Origin of the sequence: Pseudomonas sp. YJ42 (assembly GCF_047225135.1) — a bacterium.
Classification (GTDB): Bacteria; Pseudomonadota; Gammaproteobacteria; order Pseudomonadales; family Pseudomonadaceae; genus Stutzerimonas; species Stutzerimonas stutzeri_E.
The window spans coordinates 1,637,810-1,653,666 of record NZ_CP178378.1 but is presented as its reverse complement, the minus strand read 5'-3'; the positions used below and the strand labels follow the sequence as shown (position 1 = coordinate 1,653,666).

General features: G+C 63.9%; 17 protein-coding genes and 1 pseudogene. 10 read left to right on the top strand and 8 right to left on the bottom strand.

What is annotated here, in order from left to right:
* Positions 1-61: 61 nt before the first annotated feature.
* Positions 62-484 carry a VOC family protein gene (locus tag ACL0K2_RS07410; protein WP_045163203.1) on the bottom strand — a complete coding sequence of 141 codons (423 nt, stop codon included), beginning with the start codon at positions 482-484 and terminating at the stop codon, positions 62-64.
* A gap of 19 nt (positions 485-503) precedes the next feature.
* The gene (locus ACL0K2_RS07405; protein ID WP_413044133.1) at positions 504-923 is read right to left on the bottom strand and encodes a YciI family protein; all 420 of its coding nucleotides are present in this window, start codon (positions 921-923) and stop codon (positions 504-506) included.
* A gap of 150 nt (positions 924-1,073) precedes the next feature.
* On the opposite strand from ACL0K2_RS07405, the pseudogene ACL0K2_RS07400 reads away from it, so the two are divergent.
* Positions 1,074-1,294, top strand: a pseudogene (locus ACL0K2_RS07400) (anti-sigma factor domain-containing protein); the annotation flags it as partial.
* A gap of 124 nt (positions 1,295-1,418) precedes the next feature.
* Here the strand turns inward: ACL0K2_RS07400 and ACL0K2_RS07395 are convergent.
* Entirely contained in the window at positions 1,419-2,123 is a 705-nt protein-coding gene (locus ACL0K2_RS07395; RefSeq protein WP_413044132.1) for a glutathione S-transferase N-terminal domain-containing protein, read from the bottom strand.
* Between the two features lie 122 nt (positions 2,124-2,245).
* A complete protein-coding gene (locus ACL0K2_RS07390; RefSeq protein ID WP_413044131.1) occupies positions 2,246-3,481 on the bottom strand; it encodes a M20/M25/M40 family metallo-hydrolase in 1,236 nt (411 codons plus the stop codon).
* A gap of 192 nt (positions 3,482-3,673) precedes the next feature.
* Here ACL0K2_RS07390 and ACL0K2_RS07385 point away from each other — a divergent pair, with 192 nt between their 5' ends.
* From ACL0K2_RS07385 to ACL0K2_RS07370, 4 genes are all read left to right on the top strand, one after another.
* A complete protein-coding gene (locus ACL0K2_RS07385) occupies positions 3,674-4,120 on the top strand; it encodes an HIT family protein (RefSeq protein ID WP_239611512.1) in 447 nt (148 codons plus the stop codon).
* A gap of 123 nt (positions 4,121-4,243) precedes the next feature.
* Positions 4,244-5,254 (top strand): ABC transporter substrate-binding protein, encoded by a 1,011-nt coding sequence (locus tag ACL0K2_RS07380; protein WP_413044130.1) that lies wholly within the window; start codon positions 4,244-4,246, stop codon positions 5,252-5,254.
* The gene (locus ACL0K2_RS07375; RefSeq protein ID WP_239611514.1) at positions 5,251-6,012 is read left to right on the top strand and encodes an ABC transporter permease; all 762 of its coding nucleotides are present in this window, start codon (positions 5,251-5,253) and stop codon (positions 6,010-6,012) included. Before ACL0K2_RS07380 ends, ACL0K2_RS07375 begins: the two co-directional genes overlap by 4 nt.
* Complete coding sequence (locus ACL0K2_RS07370) at positions 6,005-6,664, top strand: ABC transporter ATP-binding protein (protein ID WP_413044129.1); 660 nt, start codon at positions 6,005-6,007, stop codon at positions 6,662-6,664. The genes ACL0K2_RS07375 and ACL0K2_RS07370 overlap by 8 nt, the downstream gene beginning before the upstream one ends.
* A gap of 36 nt (positions 6,665-6,700) precedes the next feature.
* Here the strand turns inward: ACL0K2_RS07370 and ACL0K2_RS07365 are convergent, their stop codons facing one another.
* Together ACL0K2_RS07365 and ACL0K2_RS07360 are read right to left on the bottom strand one after the other, a co-directional pair.
* Positions 6,701-7,966: a DUF445 domain-containing protein gene (locus tag ACL0K2_RS07365; protein WP_045163196.1), complete on the bottom strand. Its 1,266-nt coding sequence runs from the start codon at positions 7,964-7,966 to the stop codon at positions 6,701-6,703.
* Positions 7,967-8,109: 143 nt separating this feature from the next.
* Positions 8,110-8,505 (bottom strand): hypothetical protein, encoded by a 396-nt coding sequence (locus ACL0K2_RS07360; RefSeq protein WP_045163195.1) that lies wholly within the window; start codon positions 8,503-8,505, stop codon positions 8,110-8,112.
* A gap of 202 nt (positions 8,506-8,707) precedes the next feature.
* On the opposite strand from ACL0K2_RS07360, the gene ACL0K2_RS07355 reads away from it, so the two are divergent.
* The 3 genes from ACL0K2_RS07355 (at position 8,708) to ACL0K2_RS07345 (ending at position 10,880) form a co-directional block, all read left to right on the top strand.
* Complete coding sequence (locus ACL0K2_RS07355) at positions 8,708-8,857, top strand: hypothetical protein (protein ID WP_196298683.1); 150 nt, start codon at positions 8,708-8,710, stop codon at positions 8,855-8,857.
* A gap of 354 nt (positions 8,858-9,211) precedes the next feature.
* Positions 9,212-9,640 (top strand): hypothetical protein, encoded by a 429-nt coding sequence (locus tag ACL0K2_RS07350; protein WP_045163193.1) that lies wholly within the window; start codon positions 9,212-9,214, stop codon positions 9,638-9,640.
* A gap of 229 nt (positions 9,641-9,869) precedes the next feature.
* Positions 9,870-10,880, top strand: coding sequence for an alpha/beta fold hydrolase (locus ACL0K2_RS07345; RefSeq protein ID WP_413044128.1), 1,011 nt, complete (start codon positions 9,870-9,872; stop codon positions 10,878-10,880).
* Between the two features lie 18 nt (positions 10,881-10,898).
* Here ACL0K2_RS07345 and ACL0K2_RS07340 read toward each other — a convergent pair whose 3' ends face one another.
* Complete coding sequence (locus tag ACL0K2_RS07340) at positions 10,899-12,758, bottom strand: SLC13 family permease (protein WP_413044127.1); 1,860 nt, start codon at positions 12,756-12,758, stop codon at positions 10,899-10,901.
* Between the two features lie 280 nt (positions 12,759-13,038).
* On the opposite strand from ACL0K2_RS07340, the gene ACL0K2_RS07335 reads away from it, so the two are divergent.
* Entirely contained in the window at positions 13,039-13,941 is a 903-nt protein-coding gene (locus tag ACL0K2_RS07335) for an alpha/beta fold hydrolase (protein ID WP_045163190.1), read from the top strand.
* Positions 13,942-14,005: 64 nt separating this feature from the next.
* Here ACL0K2_RS07335 and ACL0K2_RS07330 read toward each other — a convergent pair whose 3' ends face one another.
* Positions 14,006-14,953: an alpha/beta hydrolase gene (locus ACL0K2_RS07330; protein WP_413044126.1), complete on the bottom strand. Its 948-nt coding sequence runs from the start codon at positions 14,951-14,953 to the stop codon at positions 14,006-14,008.
* 176 nt (positions 14,954-15,129) lie between these two features.
* Between ACL0K2_RS07330 and ACL0K2_RS07325 the strand changes: the two genes are divergently transcribed.
* On the top strand, positions 15,130-15,855 hold the full coding sequence (locus tag ACL0K2_RS07325; RefSeq protein WP_239611521.1) for an SIMPL domain-containing protein: 726 nt from the start codon (positions 15,130-15,132) through the stop codon (positions 15,853-15,855).
* Positions 15,856-15,857 lie beyond the last annotated feature (2 nt).

Genomic DNA, 15,857 nt, shown 5'->3' with positions numbered 1-15,857 from the left:
TTGGCTCAGCGCGGAGTCAGGCGTCTTCGCATCGGTGGCAGTGCTTAGGCGACAGCTGCCGTTAGGCCTGCTCGCAGTTGACCATCCAGGACACGCCGAAGCGGTCGACGAACATGCCGAAACGCTCGGCCCAGAAGGTTTTTTCCAGTGGCATCACGACCTGGCCACCTTCGGCCAGCCCGTTGAATACGCGCTCGCCCTCGGCAACGCTTTTCGGATGCAGGGATATCGAGCAGCCCTTGATGCCTTCGTACGGGCCGCCACCACAGGCATCGCCGGGCATGGTGTCGGACGCCATCAACTGGTAATCGCCCAGGTTCAGGCAGACATGCATGATCCGCTCCCGATGTTCGGCCGGGAAATGCTCGGATTCTGGCGCCTGGGCGAAGGTCATCATCTCCAGTGTGCCGCCCAGCACCTTCTGGTAGAGCGTGAAGGCATCGCGCGCCTGGCCGTCGAAGGTGAGATAAGGGGTGATTTTCATAGGTGTTCTCCTATTCGGGTTATTGGCTGATCCGTGCGCGCAACCGGTCTTCCTGCTCGCGCAACTCGGGGGTGAGCTCGGCGCCGAAGTCTTCGGCTTCGAAAATCTGGCGAATCTCGATTTCCGAATCGCCGATGGCGGATGCTGGGCAACGCTTTACCCAGTCGATGGCTTCTTGCAGCGAGCCGGTCTGGAACAGCCAGTAGCCGGCAATCAGCTCGCGGGTTTCGATGAACGGGCCATCCACCACCGATGGTTGCCCCTCGCTGAAGCGCACGCGCGCGCCCCGGCGGCTGGGGTGCAGGCCTTCGCCGCCCAGCATGACGCCGGCGTTCACCAGTTCCTCGTTGTACTGGCCCATCGCCGCGAGCACCTCCTCGCTGGGCATCACGCCCGCTTCGGTGTCTTGGTTGGCCTTGATCATCACCATGAATCGCATCGTGCGGCTCCTTTGTCAGTTGAAGAACAGCCTAGTCGGTGCTGCTCAATCCGCTGGCTCTGTTCATTGGTCGATTCACGGCCAAAGGAATCGACACGGATGTGCGATTTTTTCTGACAACTCCAGCCACCGCTGCGTGTGGATGAAAAAGAGATGCCGTTTGGCAAGGCCTTGCGGCTCTGGACCAAGGCGGGCCGCTGGCAGGCACCGGTCTCCCTTGGCCTGGTCAAGCCGGGTGAGTCGTCAAAATTCGCCTGGACGACCTTCCGCCGTTGCAACCAAACCAACTCTTCGAGCTGACGCTGGAGCAGCCCACCGGGTCGCCGACCGGGCCGATTCAGTTCATCGGCCGTGCGGCGAAGGTGATCTGAGGTGGGCGCGGTTCGCCGCGCCTCGGACAGATCGGATCAGCGCTGACTGCATTTCATCAGATGCCCGGCCCGCGCCTGATAAGCCGGTTACGACTTGTGGCTGTTATCAGTATTTTTTGGGCCTTCACCCACGTGGCGGGATGTTCAGACCTTTGGCCACCGCCGGCCGCGCGACGAAGGCGTCCAGCACGCGTTGCACGTTAACGAAGCGCTCGAATTCCACCAGTTCGCGCGCTTCGTAGAAGCCCACCAGGTTGCGCACCCATGGGAAGGTGGCGATGTCGGCGATGCTGTAGCGGCCGCCCATGAGCCAATCGCGGCCTTCCAGGCGCTTGTCCAGCACGCCCAGCAGGCGTTGGCTTTCAGCGACGTAGCGATCGCGTGGGCGCTTGTCCTCGTAGTCCTTGCCGGCAAATTTGTGGAAGAAGCCCAACTGGCCGAACATCGGGCCGATGCCGCCCATCTGGAACATCAGCCATTGGATCGTCTCGTAGCGAGCCGCGGCATCCTCCGGCATGAACTGACCGGTCTTCTCCGCCAGATACAGCAGAATCGCACCGGACTCGAACAGGGCCAGCGGCTCGCCATTCGGTCCGTTGGGATCGAGGATCGCCGGGATCTTGTTGTTCGGGTTCAGTGAGAGAAATTCCTCCGAGAGCTGATCGTTGCTCTCGAAATTGACCAGATGCGCCTCGTAGGGCAGACCGGTCTCCTCCAGCATGATCGACGCCTTCACCCCGTTGGGCGTGGGCAGCGAATACAGCTGCAGGCGATCAGGGTAGCTGGCGGGCCATTTCTGGGTGATGGGGAAGGAAGACAGGTCATGCATGGTGCGCTCTCCGCAAGACAGGATTCGGTAGGTGAGGATAGCGGCTGCGAGGTGACGCGGTCATTTTCCGGCGCGGGCCGTCAATGCGCCCCCGCGCCGCGTTCTGCTCAAGGGCTGAACAATCACTGCGTGGAAAGCGTTTTGATCATCGCCACCGTCAGGTACAGGCGCGGCGCGATGCTGGCGAGCTCCAGGTATTCCTCGTCCGAATGCAGGCCTGCACCGACGACCCCCATGGTTTCCAGCACCGCAGGCGTATCGCTGTCCGGGACGTAGGCGTAACCGGCGTCGGTGCCGAAGCGCATGGCAATGGGCTCAATATCCTTACCGATCTCGCCATAGAGTTCCTGCGCCGTTTTGGCCAAGGCTTCGGAGCCGGCATTCTTCGCCAGCGGCGGGCGGCCCTTGTCGATGTGCACCTCGACCGTGGTCTCGTCGATCAGCTGCTTTGTGATGATCCGTTTGGCATCCGCGAGCACCCGGTCGTACTCGCTGAGGTCCGAGTAGCGCATGTCCGCCTCCGCTTTCGCGCTGGAGGGGATAATGTTGCGCTTCTCGCCGCCCTCGATCATGGTCCAGTTGACGGTGGTGCCCTTGCTCGGATCGCCCAGGTCCCGCAGCTGCACCAGTTGGTGGGCCAGTTCCATCACGGCATTACGACCCTCTTCTGGCGCCGAGCCCGCATGGGACGATTTGCCCTTCACCTCGAGTATCACCGCGTTGATGCCGTTGGTGGCGGTGGTCACCGCATCCTTGTCCGGCGGCTCGTAGGAGAAGACGTAATCATGCTTGCGCGCCAGCTCGGCAATGATTTGCTTCGAGCCCGACGAGCCCATTTCCTCGTCCGGGTTGAACAGCACGGTGATGCTGCCGTAGTCGTCGAAGCCCTCGCGTTTGAGCAATTCCAACGCGTGAAGAATCATCGCCACGCCGCCTTTGGCGTCCGCGACGCCGGGCCCGTAGGCACGCTGCTCGTCCATGCGGAACGGACGCTTGGCGGCCGTGCCTTCGCCGAACACGGTGTCGTAGTGAACCATCAGCATGAAATTCTTGCTGCCCGAGCCTTTCAGCGTGCCGACGATGTTGTCGCCTGCCGAGGGCGTTGCGGGCGTGGTCGTGACACTTGCCCCCAAGGCTTCGAGACGCTTGACCAGCATCTGGCTGACGGTCGCCAGGCCCTTTTCCAGCCCGGTGCCGGTATCGACGGCGACCAGCGCCTTCACCGTTTCCAGATACGGCTTCTGCTCGGCTTCGGCCTGTTTGAGTAGCTCGTCGGGCTTGAGGTCGGCCGCAAAGCTGGTCAGGGAAAAGAAGCACAGGGCAACGGCAGCGGCGAGCGGGGAGGGACGGACGCGCATTGTGAAGACCTCGGTTCGGGTGGGTGGTGAGATTGAGAGCGCTCGCGACGTTGCATCGTTCCGGTGCATATGCGTTCGAATGCATGTGTCAGTGCTGCTCGAGGCTTGCGCAACGCCATCAACGTACCGCTGGCTCTGCGTGGTCGGCTCCCGCTATGGTTGGCGCTCACCCCACTTCATGGAGCGCTGCACGTGTCGCTGACCACTCCCTATGACCCACAAAACATTTTCGCCCAGATCATTCGGGGCGATGCGCCTTGCTACAAGCTCTACGAGGACGACGACGTGCTTGCCTTCCTCGACCTGTTCCCCCAGTCCTACGGCCATGCGCTGGTGATTCCGAAGCGCTCCGCGGCGTGCAACATCCTCGATGTGGATACCGAGGCGCTGTGCAAGGTCATGGCGGTGGTGCAGAAGCTGACCCGCGTGATCGTCGACGAGTTGCAGCCCGACGGCGTGCAGGTCGCGCAGTTCAACGGTGCCCCGGCGGGGCAGACGGTTTTTCACATCCATGTGCACATCGTCCCGCGTTTTGCCGGCGAAGGGCTGGGCATCCATGCGGCGGGCAAGGCGGAGCCGGCAGAACTGGAGAAACTGCAGGCACGGCTGGTGCAGCGGCTGAAGCAGCAGAGCGCTTAGGATCTTCGATCACAGGCCGCGTGAGATCGTGGCTGCTGCACCGCCGCAGCCACGACCATCGCAGCAGCCAACGAGCACCAAAGTACTATTCGTGACGGGCTGGCGTCTTCGTACCCTGCGGGCATGATGCCTGCTTCGTGGTTCCTCGCCCGGTTCTCCGTCCGCGCCTTCCGAGCGGCGCGTCGATGCCTGCCTGCAGTTCTGGTGGCCTTGGTCCCGCTACTGGCGTCCGCGCAGAGCGAGGAGCGAGCGTTGCCGGTGCTGACTCTCAGCGTGTTGCAGTTCGGGACGCCGCACTGGGAACTCGACCACCTCAAGCGTCACGGGCTGGATCACGCTAACGGGTTCGACTTGCAGGTGCTCCTGGTGGCCGACCTGCCAGCATCGCGGTTGGCGCTGACCGGCGGCAGCGTCGACGGGGCGGTGAGCGACCTGCTCTGGGCCCAGGCGCGCTATACCGCTGGCACCGCCTACCGCTACGTGCCGTTTTCCTCGCAGATCGGCGAAGTGTTGGTCAGCGAGGGCAGCGACATCCACGGACTGGCCGACCTGCGCGGCAAGCGCATCGGTGTCGCAGGCGGGCCGGACGGCCTCGGCTGGCAATTGTTGCAGCGCGTGGCGGCGCGGCAGGGCATCGACTTGGCGCGCGACGCGACCGTGCAGTACGCCGCGCCGCCGTTATTGGGGCAGGCGCTGCGCCGCGGCCAGATCGACGCGCTGCTGACCTTCTGGCATTTCTCGGCGCGCTTGCGTGGCGAAGGCGGCGTGCGCAGTGCATTTCGTCTGGCTGATCTGGTCCGCACGCTGGACCTCGCCCCCGATCTGCCGGTGCTCGGCTACCTGTTCGCCGAGGATTGGGCCGCGTCGCACGAGGCGCTGCTGCGGCATTTCAGCAGGGCCCTGCGCCAGACCAAGCGTGCGTTGGCGAGCAGCTCAGAGCCGTGGCAGGCGATTCGTCCCCTGATGCGGGCCGATGACGAGGCGGTGTTCGCCGCCTTGCGCAACAGCTTTGTCGAGGGCATTCCGCAACCGCTGGACGCGGCGCGCATCGCGACCTTGCAGCGCTTGCTGACGCTGACCGGCACCGCCCCGGCGGCCCTGATGCCGGCCGCGTTGTTCCAGAGCGAACCATGAACGATACGCGCTGGGCCTGCTGGCTCGCGCTGCCCCTGCTGGTGGCATTCTGGGCGCTGATCGCATGGCTGATGCACACCCCTTTGCTGCCCTCGCCGGCAGCGGTGCTGGAGACCTTCTGGCGCGCGCTGCACAATGGCGAGCTGCCGCATCACCTGGTGGTAACCCTGCGTCGGGTGCTGATCAGTTTCATTCTGGCGATGGCCCTGGGCGCGCTGCTCGGCGTGTGGATGGGCCGTTCGCGCACGGCCAACGCCGTGCTCGATCCGCTGCTGGTGCTGTTTCTCAACCTGCCGGCGCTGGTGACCATCATCCTGCTCTACGTCTGGTTCGGCCTGGTGGAAGCGGCGGCCGTGCTGGCGGTGGTGATCAACAAGGTGCCCAATGTCGCGGTCACGCTGCGCGAAGGCGCGCGCAGCCTGGATCCGAAGCTCGAGCAGATGGCCCAGGTATACGCTTTCAGCTGTCGCCAGCGGGTACTGGATGTGTGGCTGCCGCAGCTGTTTCCCTACCTGATGGCGGCGACCCGAGGTGGCCTGGCGCTGATCTGGAAAATCGTGCTGGTGGTCGAGCTGCTCGGGCGCTCGGACGGCGTCGGTTTCCAGCTGCACATGGCCTTTCAGGTCTTCGACGTGGCGAGCATCCTGGCCTACAGCCTGACCTTCATTGCGGTGGTGCAGCTGATCGAACTGGCTGCGTTGCAACCCCTCGAACGACGGGCGTCGGCCTGGCGCGAGGCGGGCGTGCAGCATGCTTAAGCTGCGCGTCGATGGTGCCGCGGCCGCCCATCCGGTGTTGGGGGCGATCGATTTGCAGGTATCTGCCGGCGACCGCATCTGCCTGCTTGGCCCCTCGGGTATCGGCAAGACGACCCTGCTCAACGCCATCGCCGGGCTCGATCCACGGCTGGTGCCGACGCTCCGCGCGGGAAAGCCTCCGCGGGTCGGCTACCTGTTTCAGGAGCATCGCCTGCTACCCTGGCGCACCGTGCGCCAGAATCTGGCACTGGTCGGCGCCTCGGCGGCAGACATAGAGCGGCTGCTGAGCGAGGTGGGGCTGGGCGATGCCGCGGATCGGCTGCCCGATCAGTTGTCGCTGGGCATGGCGCGTCGTGCGGCGCTGGCGCGCAGCCTGGCGATCCGCCCGGACTTGCTGTTGCTCGACGAACCCTTCGCTTCGCTGGATCCCGACCGCGCGACGGAACTGCGCGCGCTCATCGTCCGCCTGCTCGACGCGCAGCCGCAGATGGCGATGATCTGCGTGACCCACGACGCGCGCGATGCCGATCAACTGGCCAATCGCTTGTGGTACCTCGCCGGGCACCCGGCGACCCTACGTTGGGATCGGCTATTGACCGGCGATGCGAGCGCCAGCCATATCAGCGAAACATTGCGTCTGCTCAGCGCCTGAATGTAGCGGGGCATTGCCGATCTCCCTCGCGGCCGCCTACCCAACGGCCAGCTGCGTGAGCGCATGCAACACCAGGCCGACGAGCCCACCGACCAGGGTGCCGTTGATTCGGATGTACTGCAGGTCCTTGCCGACGCTCTGCTCCATCTGCTCGACCAACTCACGGCTCTCCCAGTTCTCCACGCGCTGGGCGATGTATTTACCGATCTGCCCGCGGTAGCGCTCGAGCATCGTGGGTGCGGCAGCCATCAATTGCTCGTTGATCCAGGTGCGCATCGCGGTGTCGGCGGCCAGCGAGTCGCCCAGGCCCTGGGTCAGGCGCACGATCCGTTTGCCGATGCGCGAGTCCGGGCTGTCCAGATCGGCTTCCAGCCAGTCGGCCAGCTCGCGCCAGAGCGTTTGCAGGTAGTCGGTGGTGGCTGGATGCTCAAGCAACTGAGCGACGAGGCGCTCGACCTCCAGCCGATAGGCCGGGTCATGCTTGAGCCGCTCGATATATTCGCCGACATGCTCGTCGAAGCGTTCGCGCAGCGGGTGCTCGGGATCTTCGGCGACTTCGGCGATCACCGCCGAAACGCCGTCGACGAACTTGTTCGCCGACCAGCCGCCGACGGCCCTGCCCAGGCCCAGGTAGCGCAGGGTACGTACTTCGGCGGTGATGGCGTCGGCTACCAATGCCCGGGTGTCGTCGTCCTGCAGCAGGGTGTCGAGCTTGATCAGCGCTTCATCGAGCATCGCCTGATGCTTGCCCTGGCGGGTGAGCATTTCCAGCACCTGACCACAGACCGGCGCAAGATCGATCTTGCGCACGCGGTTGATCAGTTTGGCCTGGACGAAGGCCTGCACCCGCTCGTCATGCAGCGACTCGGCGCCGAAACGTGCCATGCCGGTGAGCTGCCGGCCGACGGCGTCGGCATTGGCCGGATGGCGCAGCCAGTTGGCCAGGCGTCCGCCGATATCCAGAGCCTCCAGCTTGGCCAGTACCAATGGGGTGGAAAGGAAGTGGGTGGTGATGAAGACCGACAGGTTCTGCCCGATCCGGGCCTTGCTGCGCGGAATGATTGCTGTGTGCGGAATGGGCAGGCCTAGCGGGTGGCGGAACAGGGCGGTGACGGCGAACCAGTCGGCAATGGCGCCAACCATGGCCGCTTCGGCGAAAGAAGCGAGATAACCCCAAGCCGGGTGCCGTGGTTCCAAGGCGGTCGCCACGACATAGAGCAGGGCCGCGAGCAGCAGCAGAAGGCCGGCGACCAGCTTCATACGTAAAACCGGCGACTGCCAGCGATGTTGCAGAGGGCTCATGCGATTCCTCTTTGATGGCGACGGATGATGCAGGCGGTTCGGCCGGACGACCGACGGGCTGCCCATGAAGAGCAGACCCGGTTGGGTGGGAGCGGGTTCGATTACCCGTTTGTTGCGTTAGTGCGGCGGGCGGTACCGGCGGCTTATTCCTCGCCGTCGTCTTCTTCGCGCAGCAGCACGTAGGTGCCGTCGTCCAGGCGCTCGCAGACATAGAACATCGAGATGGTGCCGTCCTGCTCGGTCACGGCGGCGTAATCATCGGCCTCGACGGTGAAATAGCCCTTGGAGTCGGTGCCGGCTTCGCTGGCGAATACAGCCGTGAAGAAGGCGTCTTCCGGCATGCCGTCGAAGTAATCGGCGCGCGCCTTGGCGTCCCATTCCTGCGGCGGTTCGAACTGTCCGGTGATGATCACACGGGCGTCGCCCATGTCCTTTTCTTCGCCGTCCGGATCGGTTTCGTGGGCACGGTAGATGGTGCAGCTGAGCGCATTCGGGTCGGCCAGAATGCTGTCGCGCGGGGGATGGTTGTTGGCAGGCATGGGGGCAGCTCCGGTCACAGGTGGGATTGACGGCAGTGTGGTGGAGTCCTGGTGCGGCTGCAATCGCAAGTTGGCCGGCGCGGCGGATTCTCCTGCCGGCAACCGATGGCGATCGGACCGCCGGCACCTGGTGAAGCGAACGCCGTCGGACTGAGGCGGCTCCAATGCGATAGACCCCATTGCGTCATACAGCGAGATCGCCATGAGCCAGCACCATCAGGATCAATCCGAACATGACCATCCCGCTGACGAATCGCCGGACGTCACCATGACCGATAGCGGTGAGAAAGAGCCCGGCGAGGATCCGGACTTCGACGAAAGCGAGATCGAGGACGGTGTCGACGACCGATAGCCCGCCAGCCCAGGACGCGATCGAACCTGCGCCCGCCATCAGGAGTACCCATGGACAAATACCACGTGAATCCAACCCCGATGGGCTGGGAGCTGACCGACCCGCAATCCCGCGAAACCGTGCTGCGGGACGGTGACCAAGGACGAGATGTTCACCGAGCTGGATAGATTCATGGCGGGCAAGACCGCTTCGGTCGAGGTCTACCGGCGCGACGGCGGGCTAGAAGAAGAGCGGCCCTATCCCGGGAGCAGCCACCCGGTGTCGACCCGTTAGATCAGCTGCCGTATTTCCCGCATGGCGAGCGTAAACCTGTCATACCATCAGCGCTTCGCTTATCTGATCGGAGAGTCCCGCATGCGCTTGCCCCTCGCATTTGCTTCCCTACTGGCACTGGCCGGCTGCTCGTCCTGGCAGGCTGACCCGGAGGACATCAAGCCGGTGCCGCAGGAACGTCTGCGCGGCTATCAGACGCCCATCACCAACGGCGGCGAGCTGGTGGTGACCCGCGACTTCGGCGTGCGCGGCGGTGGTTGCTATGTGGCGGTGATGGTCGATCGCAAGCTCGCCGCACGCATCCACGTCGGCGAACAGGTGCGGTTGCAGGTGCCGGAGGGTATGCGCATCGTCAGCATCGAGTCCGATCCCGAAGACGACACCCTGTGCGGCATGGGCAATCTGCTACGCGAGCGGGCCGCGCGAGTTGAGACTGGCGAGACGCTGCACTTTCGCATCAGCGCCGACAACCGTATCGGCTTCGATATCCAGCAGGTCGACGCCCAGTAGCGTCGCTGTCGCTCGCATCGGGTGTCTGTTTGATCCCGGTACGAGGCGGTATCACAAAGAAACATTCTTGCACCGTCCTCGCCGAACCCTCACTTCGGTTTCGTGCTCCCAGATAGGCAAACCGTTGTGCTTGAGCCTTCGGTGCCTGTCTGGATTCTGAAGACAGCCCGCTCCGCACAACGACCCATACGTCATCGCGGCCGAATGGTCGCCTGCCAGGAGTTGATGCGTGAAACGAGCCATATCCTCCTTGATGTTCGCCGCCGGGCTGACTGTCGTCCCCGTGCTGCACGCTGAACAACAGCCGACCTACGGGCCGCACCTTGAAGGGTTTGAGTATCCCCACCCAATCAAGCGCTTCGAGTTTTCGTCTCAGCGCCAGCCTTTGACCATGGCGTACATGGACGTGCCCCCAGCGGGCAAAGGCAATGGGCGAACGGTCGTGCTGATGCACGGCAAGAACTTCTGTGCGGCGACTTGGAAGGAGAGCATCGCGGCGCTCTCGCAGAACGGTTATCGAGTGATTGCACCCGATCAGATCGGTTTTTGCAGTTCCAGCAAGCCTGAGGCTTACCAGTTCAGCTTTGCGCAGCTGGCACACAACACCCGCGCGCTGCTGGAGTCGCTGGATCTGGAGAAGGTCACCGTGATCGGTCATTCCATGGGTGGCATGCTGGCGTCACGGTTCGCGCTCAATTATCCGCAGATGGTCGAGCAGCTGGTACTGGTCAACCCCATCGGGCTCGAGGATTGGCAAGAAAAAGGCGTGCCCTACGCGTCAATCGAAGAACTGTATCAGAGCGAGTTGAAGACCGACTTCGAAAAGATCAAAGCCTACCAGCAGAAGTTCTACTACAACGGCAGCTGGAAACCGCGCTATGACAGCTGGGTGAGCATGCTGGCCGGGATGTACGCCGGTGACGGCAAAGAGATCGTTGCCTGGAACCAGGCGCTGACGTCTGACATGGTTTTCACCCAGCCGGTGATCCACGAATTCGACACGCTGAGTGTGCCAACCTTGTTGCTGATCGGTGGTAAGGACCGCACCGCACCGGGAGCCAATCGAGCGCCGGAAGACGTCGCGCAACGCCTGGGCGATTATCCCGAACTTGGCCGGCAGGCCGCGGCGATGATTCCCAACGCGACCCTGGTGCCTTTCCCTGAGCTGGGCCACTCACCGCAGGTCGAGGCGCCGGATGTGTTCCATGAGGCGTTGCTCAATGGACTCAAGACGCGTTGAACCACGCCGCGGACGCCGCTATAGAGGCCAAACCCAGAGGATGACGGGTACGGCCACCAGCACCACCAAGATCGACAGCGGCAGCCCGAGCCGCCAGTAGTCACCGAAACGGTAGCCGCCGGGGGCCATGACCAGCGTATTCGACTGGTGTCCGATGGGCGTTAGAAAGGCGCAGGAAGCACTGATGGCGACCGCCATCAACAGCGGATCGGCAGAGGCGTCCATACCGCGCGCGAGGGCGATCGCCACGGGGGCGGCAAGCACCGCGGCAGCGGCGTTGTTGACCACGTTGGATAACAGCATCACGCCAATCATCAGGGTCGCCACCGTGGCGGCCGGTGGCGCCGCCTGGCTGATATCCAGCAGGGCGTTGGCGATCAGGCGCGAGCCGCCGGTGGTTTCCAGTGCCTCGCCAATCGGCAGCATCGCGGCGATCAGGACGATGACCGACATGTCGATGCTCTTGTAGATGTCGCCGGTGGGGACCAGCCCCACGAGCACCATCGCCAATGCCGCGCCGACCAATGCGATCGCCGCGGGCACCACGCCGAACGCGATCAGCGCCAGCGCGCCGGCAAAAATGCTACTGGCCAACAACACCTTGCGAGGCGCGGTGATACGCAGACCGCGCGATGCCAGCGGCAGGCAACCGAGGTTGCTCAATGTCGATTGCAGCTGATCCTCGCGTGCCTGCAGCAGCAGAATGTCGCCCGCGGCGAAGCGGATCTTGCCCAGTCGTTGCTGCAGTCGCTGCCCTTGGCGCGCCACGGCAAGGATGTTGACCCCGTGGCGCTCACGCAGCGCCAGGCCGGTTGCGGTCGTGCCGACCAGGGACGAGCCGGCGGTAATGATCGCCTCTGCCAGGGCGCGCTCCCCGCGAGGCGTGCGATCGGCGTCCGGGTCATCTGGCTGCTGGCTCTTGTCGCCATTAGTTTCGGCCCGCTTTTCCTGCTCGGCTTTCTCACGCGCTTCCGCCTTGCTGTCCGCCTCGGCGGCCAGCTGCAGGTGCGTCACGTCGAGAAAGCTCTTGAGACTGTCCGAATCGGCTTCGACCAGCAGAACGTCTTCCTCGTGCAGCACTTCGTAGGTCGAGGGCATGCGCTGATGCCGCCCGGCGCGTACCAGGGCGATGACCATGACATCGGCTTCTTCACCGCCTGCGACCAGCAGATCGCGCAAGGTGCGACCGGCATATTTGCTGCCCTGCGGAATCTGCAGTTCTGTCATATAGGCGCTGATCTCGAACAGCTCCTGATCACCGCTCTGGTTCTCGCGACGTGGGGTCAGGCGCCACAACAGGGTGATGAGCAGAACGCCGGCGACCGTGATCGCCAGACCTACGGGAAGAAACTCGAACATGCGGAACGGCGTCTCGCCGACTTCACGCCGATAGCCGGCGATAATGATGTTGGGTGGCGTACCGATCAGCGTCAGGGTACCGCCGAGCAATGAGCCGAACGCCAGCGGCATCAGCAGATAGGAGGGCGAGCGGCCACTCTGGCGTGACATCCATACGGCGACCGGCATGAACAGCGCCAGCGCGCCGACGTTGTTCATGAAGCCCGAGCACAGCGCGACGATACCGGTGAGCGTCAGCACCTGAATCCAGGGCTGGTCGCCAACCCGGGTCAGATGGCGCGCCAGTGAATCGACCACGCCGCTGTTGAGCAGGCCGCGGCTGAGCACCAGTACGGCAGCGACAGTGATCACCGCCGGATGCCCAAGGCCCATGAAGGTGTTCTCTGGCGGCACGATACCGGTCAGGGTGACGACCAGCAGGGCGCCGAGCGCAACGATGTCGTAACGCCAGCGATTCCACACGAACAGCCCCAGTGTTGCGGCCAGCACGGCGAATACGATCAGCTGATCGCTTTGCATGGAGAACTCCGAAAGGCCGCTGTACCGCAGTCAAAGGCGGAGAGCAGAGCGGTTGGATGAAAGCAGACGCCGCGGCGGCGCCGCGTCAGCCCGATGATGGACCGCTGGACCAGTGCTGCGTTCGTTGACGGTCTCACGGTAGGGAACCGGCGACCATTGTGATTGCATCGCAGCGCCGCCGCCTAGTCGTGATGCGTATCGGCCGGCTCCACCAATGGGCTGGCCAAAAATGGCTGCAGCGGGCAATGTTGCACGAGACCCCACGAAGCGACGGCCGCCCATGCCCAAGCATATGTTTCTGCAATGCCGCGATGACTATTCGCTTGCCGCGCAGCTCTGGCTGCCCAATGGCGAGGCGCGCGGCTCGGTGATCATCAATAGCGCAACCGGCGTGCTGGCACGCTACTACGCCCGCTACGCCGCGTTTCTGCGCGAGCATGGATATGCGGTGCTGACCTACGATTACCGCGGTATCGGTGGCTCGCGGCCAAAGAACCTGCGCGGGGTCGACATTCGTTGGCGCGACTGGGGCGACTACGATTTCGATGCGGCAGTGCGCTGGATGCGTGAGCGCGACCCGGACGGCCTATTGGTCACGGTCGGGCACAGCATCGGTGGCTTTCTGCCGGGGTTCGCCGAGGCCGCCAGCCAAGTGGACCGCTTTCTCAGCGTCGGTGCGCAATATGCCTATTGGCGCGATTACGCCGCCGCCCAACGTTGGCGGATGTTTGCCAAGTGGCATCTGTTCATGCCGGCCGTGACGGCGGTCTACGGCTATTTTCCGGGACGACGGCTGGGCTGGCTGGAAGACCTGCCGGCCGGCGTGGCGCTGGAGTGGGCGTTTCGCCGGGCGCGAATGGAGCACAGCTACCCAGCGCATGAGCGCGAACAGATGTTGGCGCGATTCGCCGCCGTCTACGCCCCGATTCTGGCGGTCAGCGTCTGCGATGATGAGTACGGCACCTCGCCGGCCATCGAGCGGGGATTGAGCTACTACCGCAACAGCCAGCGGGACCATGTGCGGCTCAGCCCCGCCGAGTTGGGTCTGGCGCGCGTCGGGCATTTCGATCTGTTCCATGAACGCCACCGTGACGGCTTCTGGCTGGCGAGCCTGGCGTGGATCGGCGAGGGCCGCAATCCTTGGTCGGACGCGCCCCAGCCCGTCGCCTGCGAGGCCTGTTGAGTACGCACTGCGGGATCCAGCGTTACCGGCGTAGCGAAGCCGTGCTTTCAGGCCCAAACGGTGTCTAGCCGCGGTTGGTATGCACGTCTCCGGGCGATCCGCTATCCGCAGCGTGCTCCCTTGGCGCAGCCAGCAATTCCCGGATGGCGTCGGAATAGGCTCGGCGACCCACACGCATTGCGTTGTTATGGGTGCCGCCTTCGATCAGCAGAAGCTGCTTGGGGTGCTTGGCGGCGGCGTATAGTTCTTCGCTGAAGCGGGCCGGTACGTATTGATCATCCGTACCGTGAACCAGCAGCAGCGGCATGCCGATCTGATCGATCTTGTCGATCGAATCGAATTTCTGCGACACCAGCCAGCGGATCGGCCAGGGGGTGTCGGCCACTTCCGTCGCGATATCGGCCAGGTTGGTGAAGCTGGACTCGACGATCAGCGCGCGTGCGGGCGGCGCTTCGCCGCGACGTTCGGCTTCGAGACCCAGCTCGGCCGCTAGATCCACCGCCACCGCACCGCCCAGCGAATGGCCATAGATCAAACGCTTGTCGGCATCGGGCTGCAGCGTCTTGAGATGATCCCAGGCAATCCGCGCGTCCTCGTAAACGCTGGATTCGGACGGCAGCTCGCCCAAGCTCTGACCGAAGCCGCGGTAATCGATCGCCAGCACTGAAAAGCCCAGCGAACGGATTTGCTCCAGCCGGAACAAGTGCCCTGTGAGATTCCAACGCGACCCATGCAAATAAAGGATTGCCGGCGCGTTTACCTGTTCGGCTGGCCACCACCAAGCGTGAATGTTCTGGCTGTCGCCGAACGCTGGCGCGCTTAATTCGCGTTCTTCCACGCCGCTGGGCAGCCCGCGATACCAACTGGCTGTACCAGGCTCGATTCGGAACACCAGCTCACGCTCTTTGTGCTCCAGCAGCGAGCAGCCGATCGGCAGGACGGCGAGCGCCGCGGCAATGAACAGCAAGAAATTGGAGCGGGCTTTTTTGCGAAAGAGCGGCAAGGTCGACATGGCGGCTGGGGCATCTCCTAGTGAAGCGCCATTGAGCGATTAGCTGGCGGGCGCATGCAAGCGGCTCGCGACGACAAGTCTTTACTACAGATTGCAGCGTAGCGATGTCCGCTTCGCACCATTGGCCTTCAGCGCGGGTTAGCATCCTGGCTCCCGTCGTTTTCAGGAGTTTCATCGTGATCACAACACGCATCGGTTTGCTGCCCGCCCTGTTGATTGCCGCCGCGCTCGCCTTCGCCGGCTGGTCGGTGGGGCAGGGGGTGGAACGTTTTCGTATGGCCGACCGCTCGGTGACGGTCAAAGGGCTGGCAGAACGCGACGTGCAAAGCGATTTTGCCGTCTGGACGCTCGGCTTCCGTCGCGCCGGCAACGATTTCGCCGGCGTCCAGCAGGGCTTGTCGGACGATCGCAGCCGGGTGGTGGCGTTCCTGCGCGAGCAGGGCTTCGCTGATGACGAGATCGAGGTGCGCCCGTTGCAGGTTCAGGACCTGCTGGCGCGTGAATGGGCGCCGCAGGAGATCGCCCTGCGCTTCAACGGCAGCGGCCAGGTGCTGGTCAAGTCGACGCGTGTCGAGGCGGTCGGCAAGGCCGCCAACGGTGTCGATCCGCTGATCCAGGCCGGTATCCAGCTCGATACCGAGCAGAACGGTTTCAGCGGGCCACGTTATCAGCTGCGCGGCTTCAATGATCTCAAGCCGGCCTTGCTGGAAGACGCTACACGCAACGCGCGCGAGCAGGCGGCCAAATTCGCCGAGGATGCTGGTGCGCGTCTGGGCGAGCTGAAAAACGCCAATCAGGGGGTGATCCGCGTGCTCGACGACGATGGCAGCGACATGGATACCGGTCGCACGCCGGGCAAGCGTCTGCGGGTAGTCAGTACCTTCGAATACGCCCTTCAGTAAAC

Excerpts from the sequence above, each read along its gene's own strand:
- ACL0K2_RS07405 (WP_413044133.1), bottom strand. The coding sequence starts at position 923 with ATGCGATTCATGGTGATGATCAAGGCCAACCAAGACACCGAAGCGGGC.
- ACL0K2_RS07350 (WP_045163193.1), top strand. The coding sequence starts at position 9,212 with ATGCGCTTGCCCCTCGCATTTGCTTCCCTACTGGCACTGGCCGGCTGC.
- ACL0K2_RS07395 (WP_413044132.1), bottom strand. The coding sequence starts at position 2,123 with ATGCATGACCTGTCTTCCTTCCCCATCACCCAGAAATGGCCCGCCAGC.
- ACL0K2_RS07390 (WP_413044131.1), bottom strand. The coding sequence starts at position 3,481 with ATGCGCGTCCGTCCCTCCCCGCTCGCCGCTGCCGTTGCCCTGTGCTTC.
- ACL0K2_RS07380 (WP_413044130.1), top strand. The coding sequence starts at position 4,244 with ATGATGCCTGCTTCGTGGTTCCTCGCCCGGTTCTCCGTCCGCGCCTTC.
- ACL0K2_RS07360 (WP_045163195.1), bottom strand. The coding sequence starts at position 8,505 with ATGCCTGCCAACAACCATCCCCCGCGCGACAGCATTCTGGCCGACCCG.
- ACL0K2_RS07330 (WP_413044126.1), bottom strand. The coding sequence starts at position 14,953 with ATGTCGACCTTGCCGCTCTTTCGCAAAAAAGCCCGCTCCAATTTCTTG.
- ACL0K2_RS07355 (WP_196298683.1), top strand. The coding sequence starts at position 8,708 with ATGAGCCAGCACCATCAGGATCAATCCGAACATGACCATCCCGCTGAC.
- ACL0K2_RS07375 (WP_239611514.1), top strand. The coding sequence starts at position 5,251 with ATGAACGATACGCGCTGGGCCTGCTGGCTCGCGCTGCCCCTGCTGGTG.
- ACL0K2_RS07370 (WP_413044129.1), top strand. The coding sequence starts at position 6,005 with ATGCTTAAGCTGCGCGTCGATGGTGCCGCGGCCGCCCATCCGGTGTTG.
- ACL0K2_RS07335 (WP_045163190.1), top strand. The coding sequence starts at position 13,039 with ATGCCCAAGCATATGTTTCTGCAATGCCGCGATGACTATTCGCTTGCC.
- ACL0K2_RS07410 (WP_045163203.1), bottom strand. The coding sequence starts at position 484 with ATGAAAATCACCCCTTATCTCACCTTCGACGGCCAGGCGCGCGATGCC.
- ACL0K2_RS07365 (WP_045163196.1), bottom strand. The coding sequence starts at position 7,966 with ATGAGCCCTCTGCAACATCGCTGGCAGTCGCCGGTTTTACGTATGAAG.
- ACL0K2_RS07340 (WP_413044127.1), bottom strand. The coding sequence starts at position 12,758 with ATGCAAAGCGATCAGCTGATCGTATTCGCCGTGCTGGCCGCAACACTG.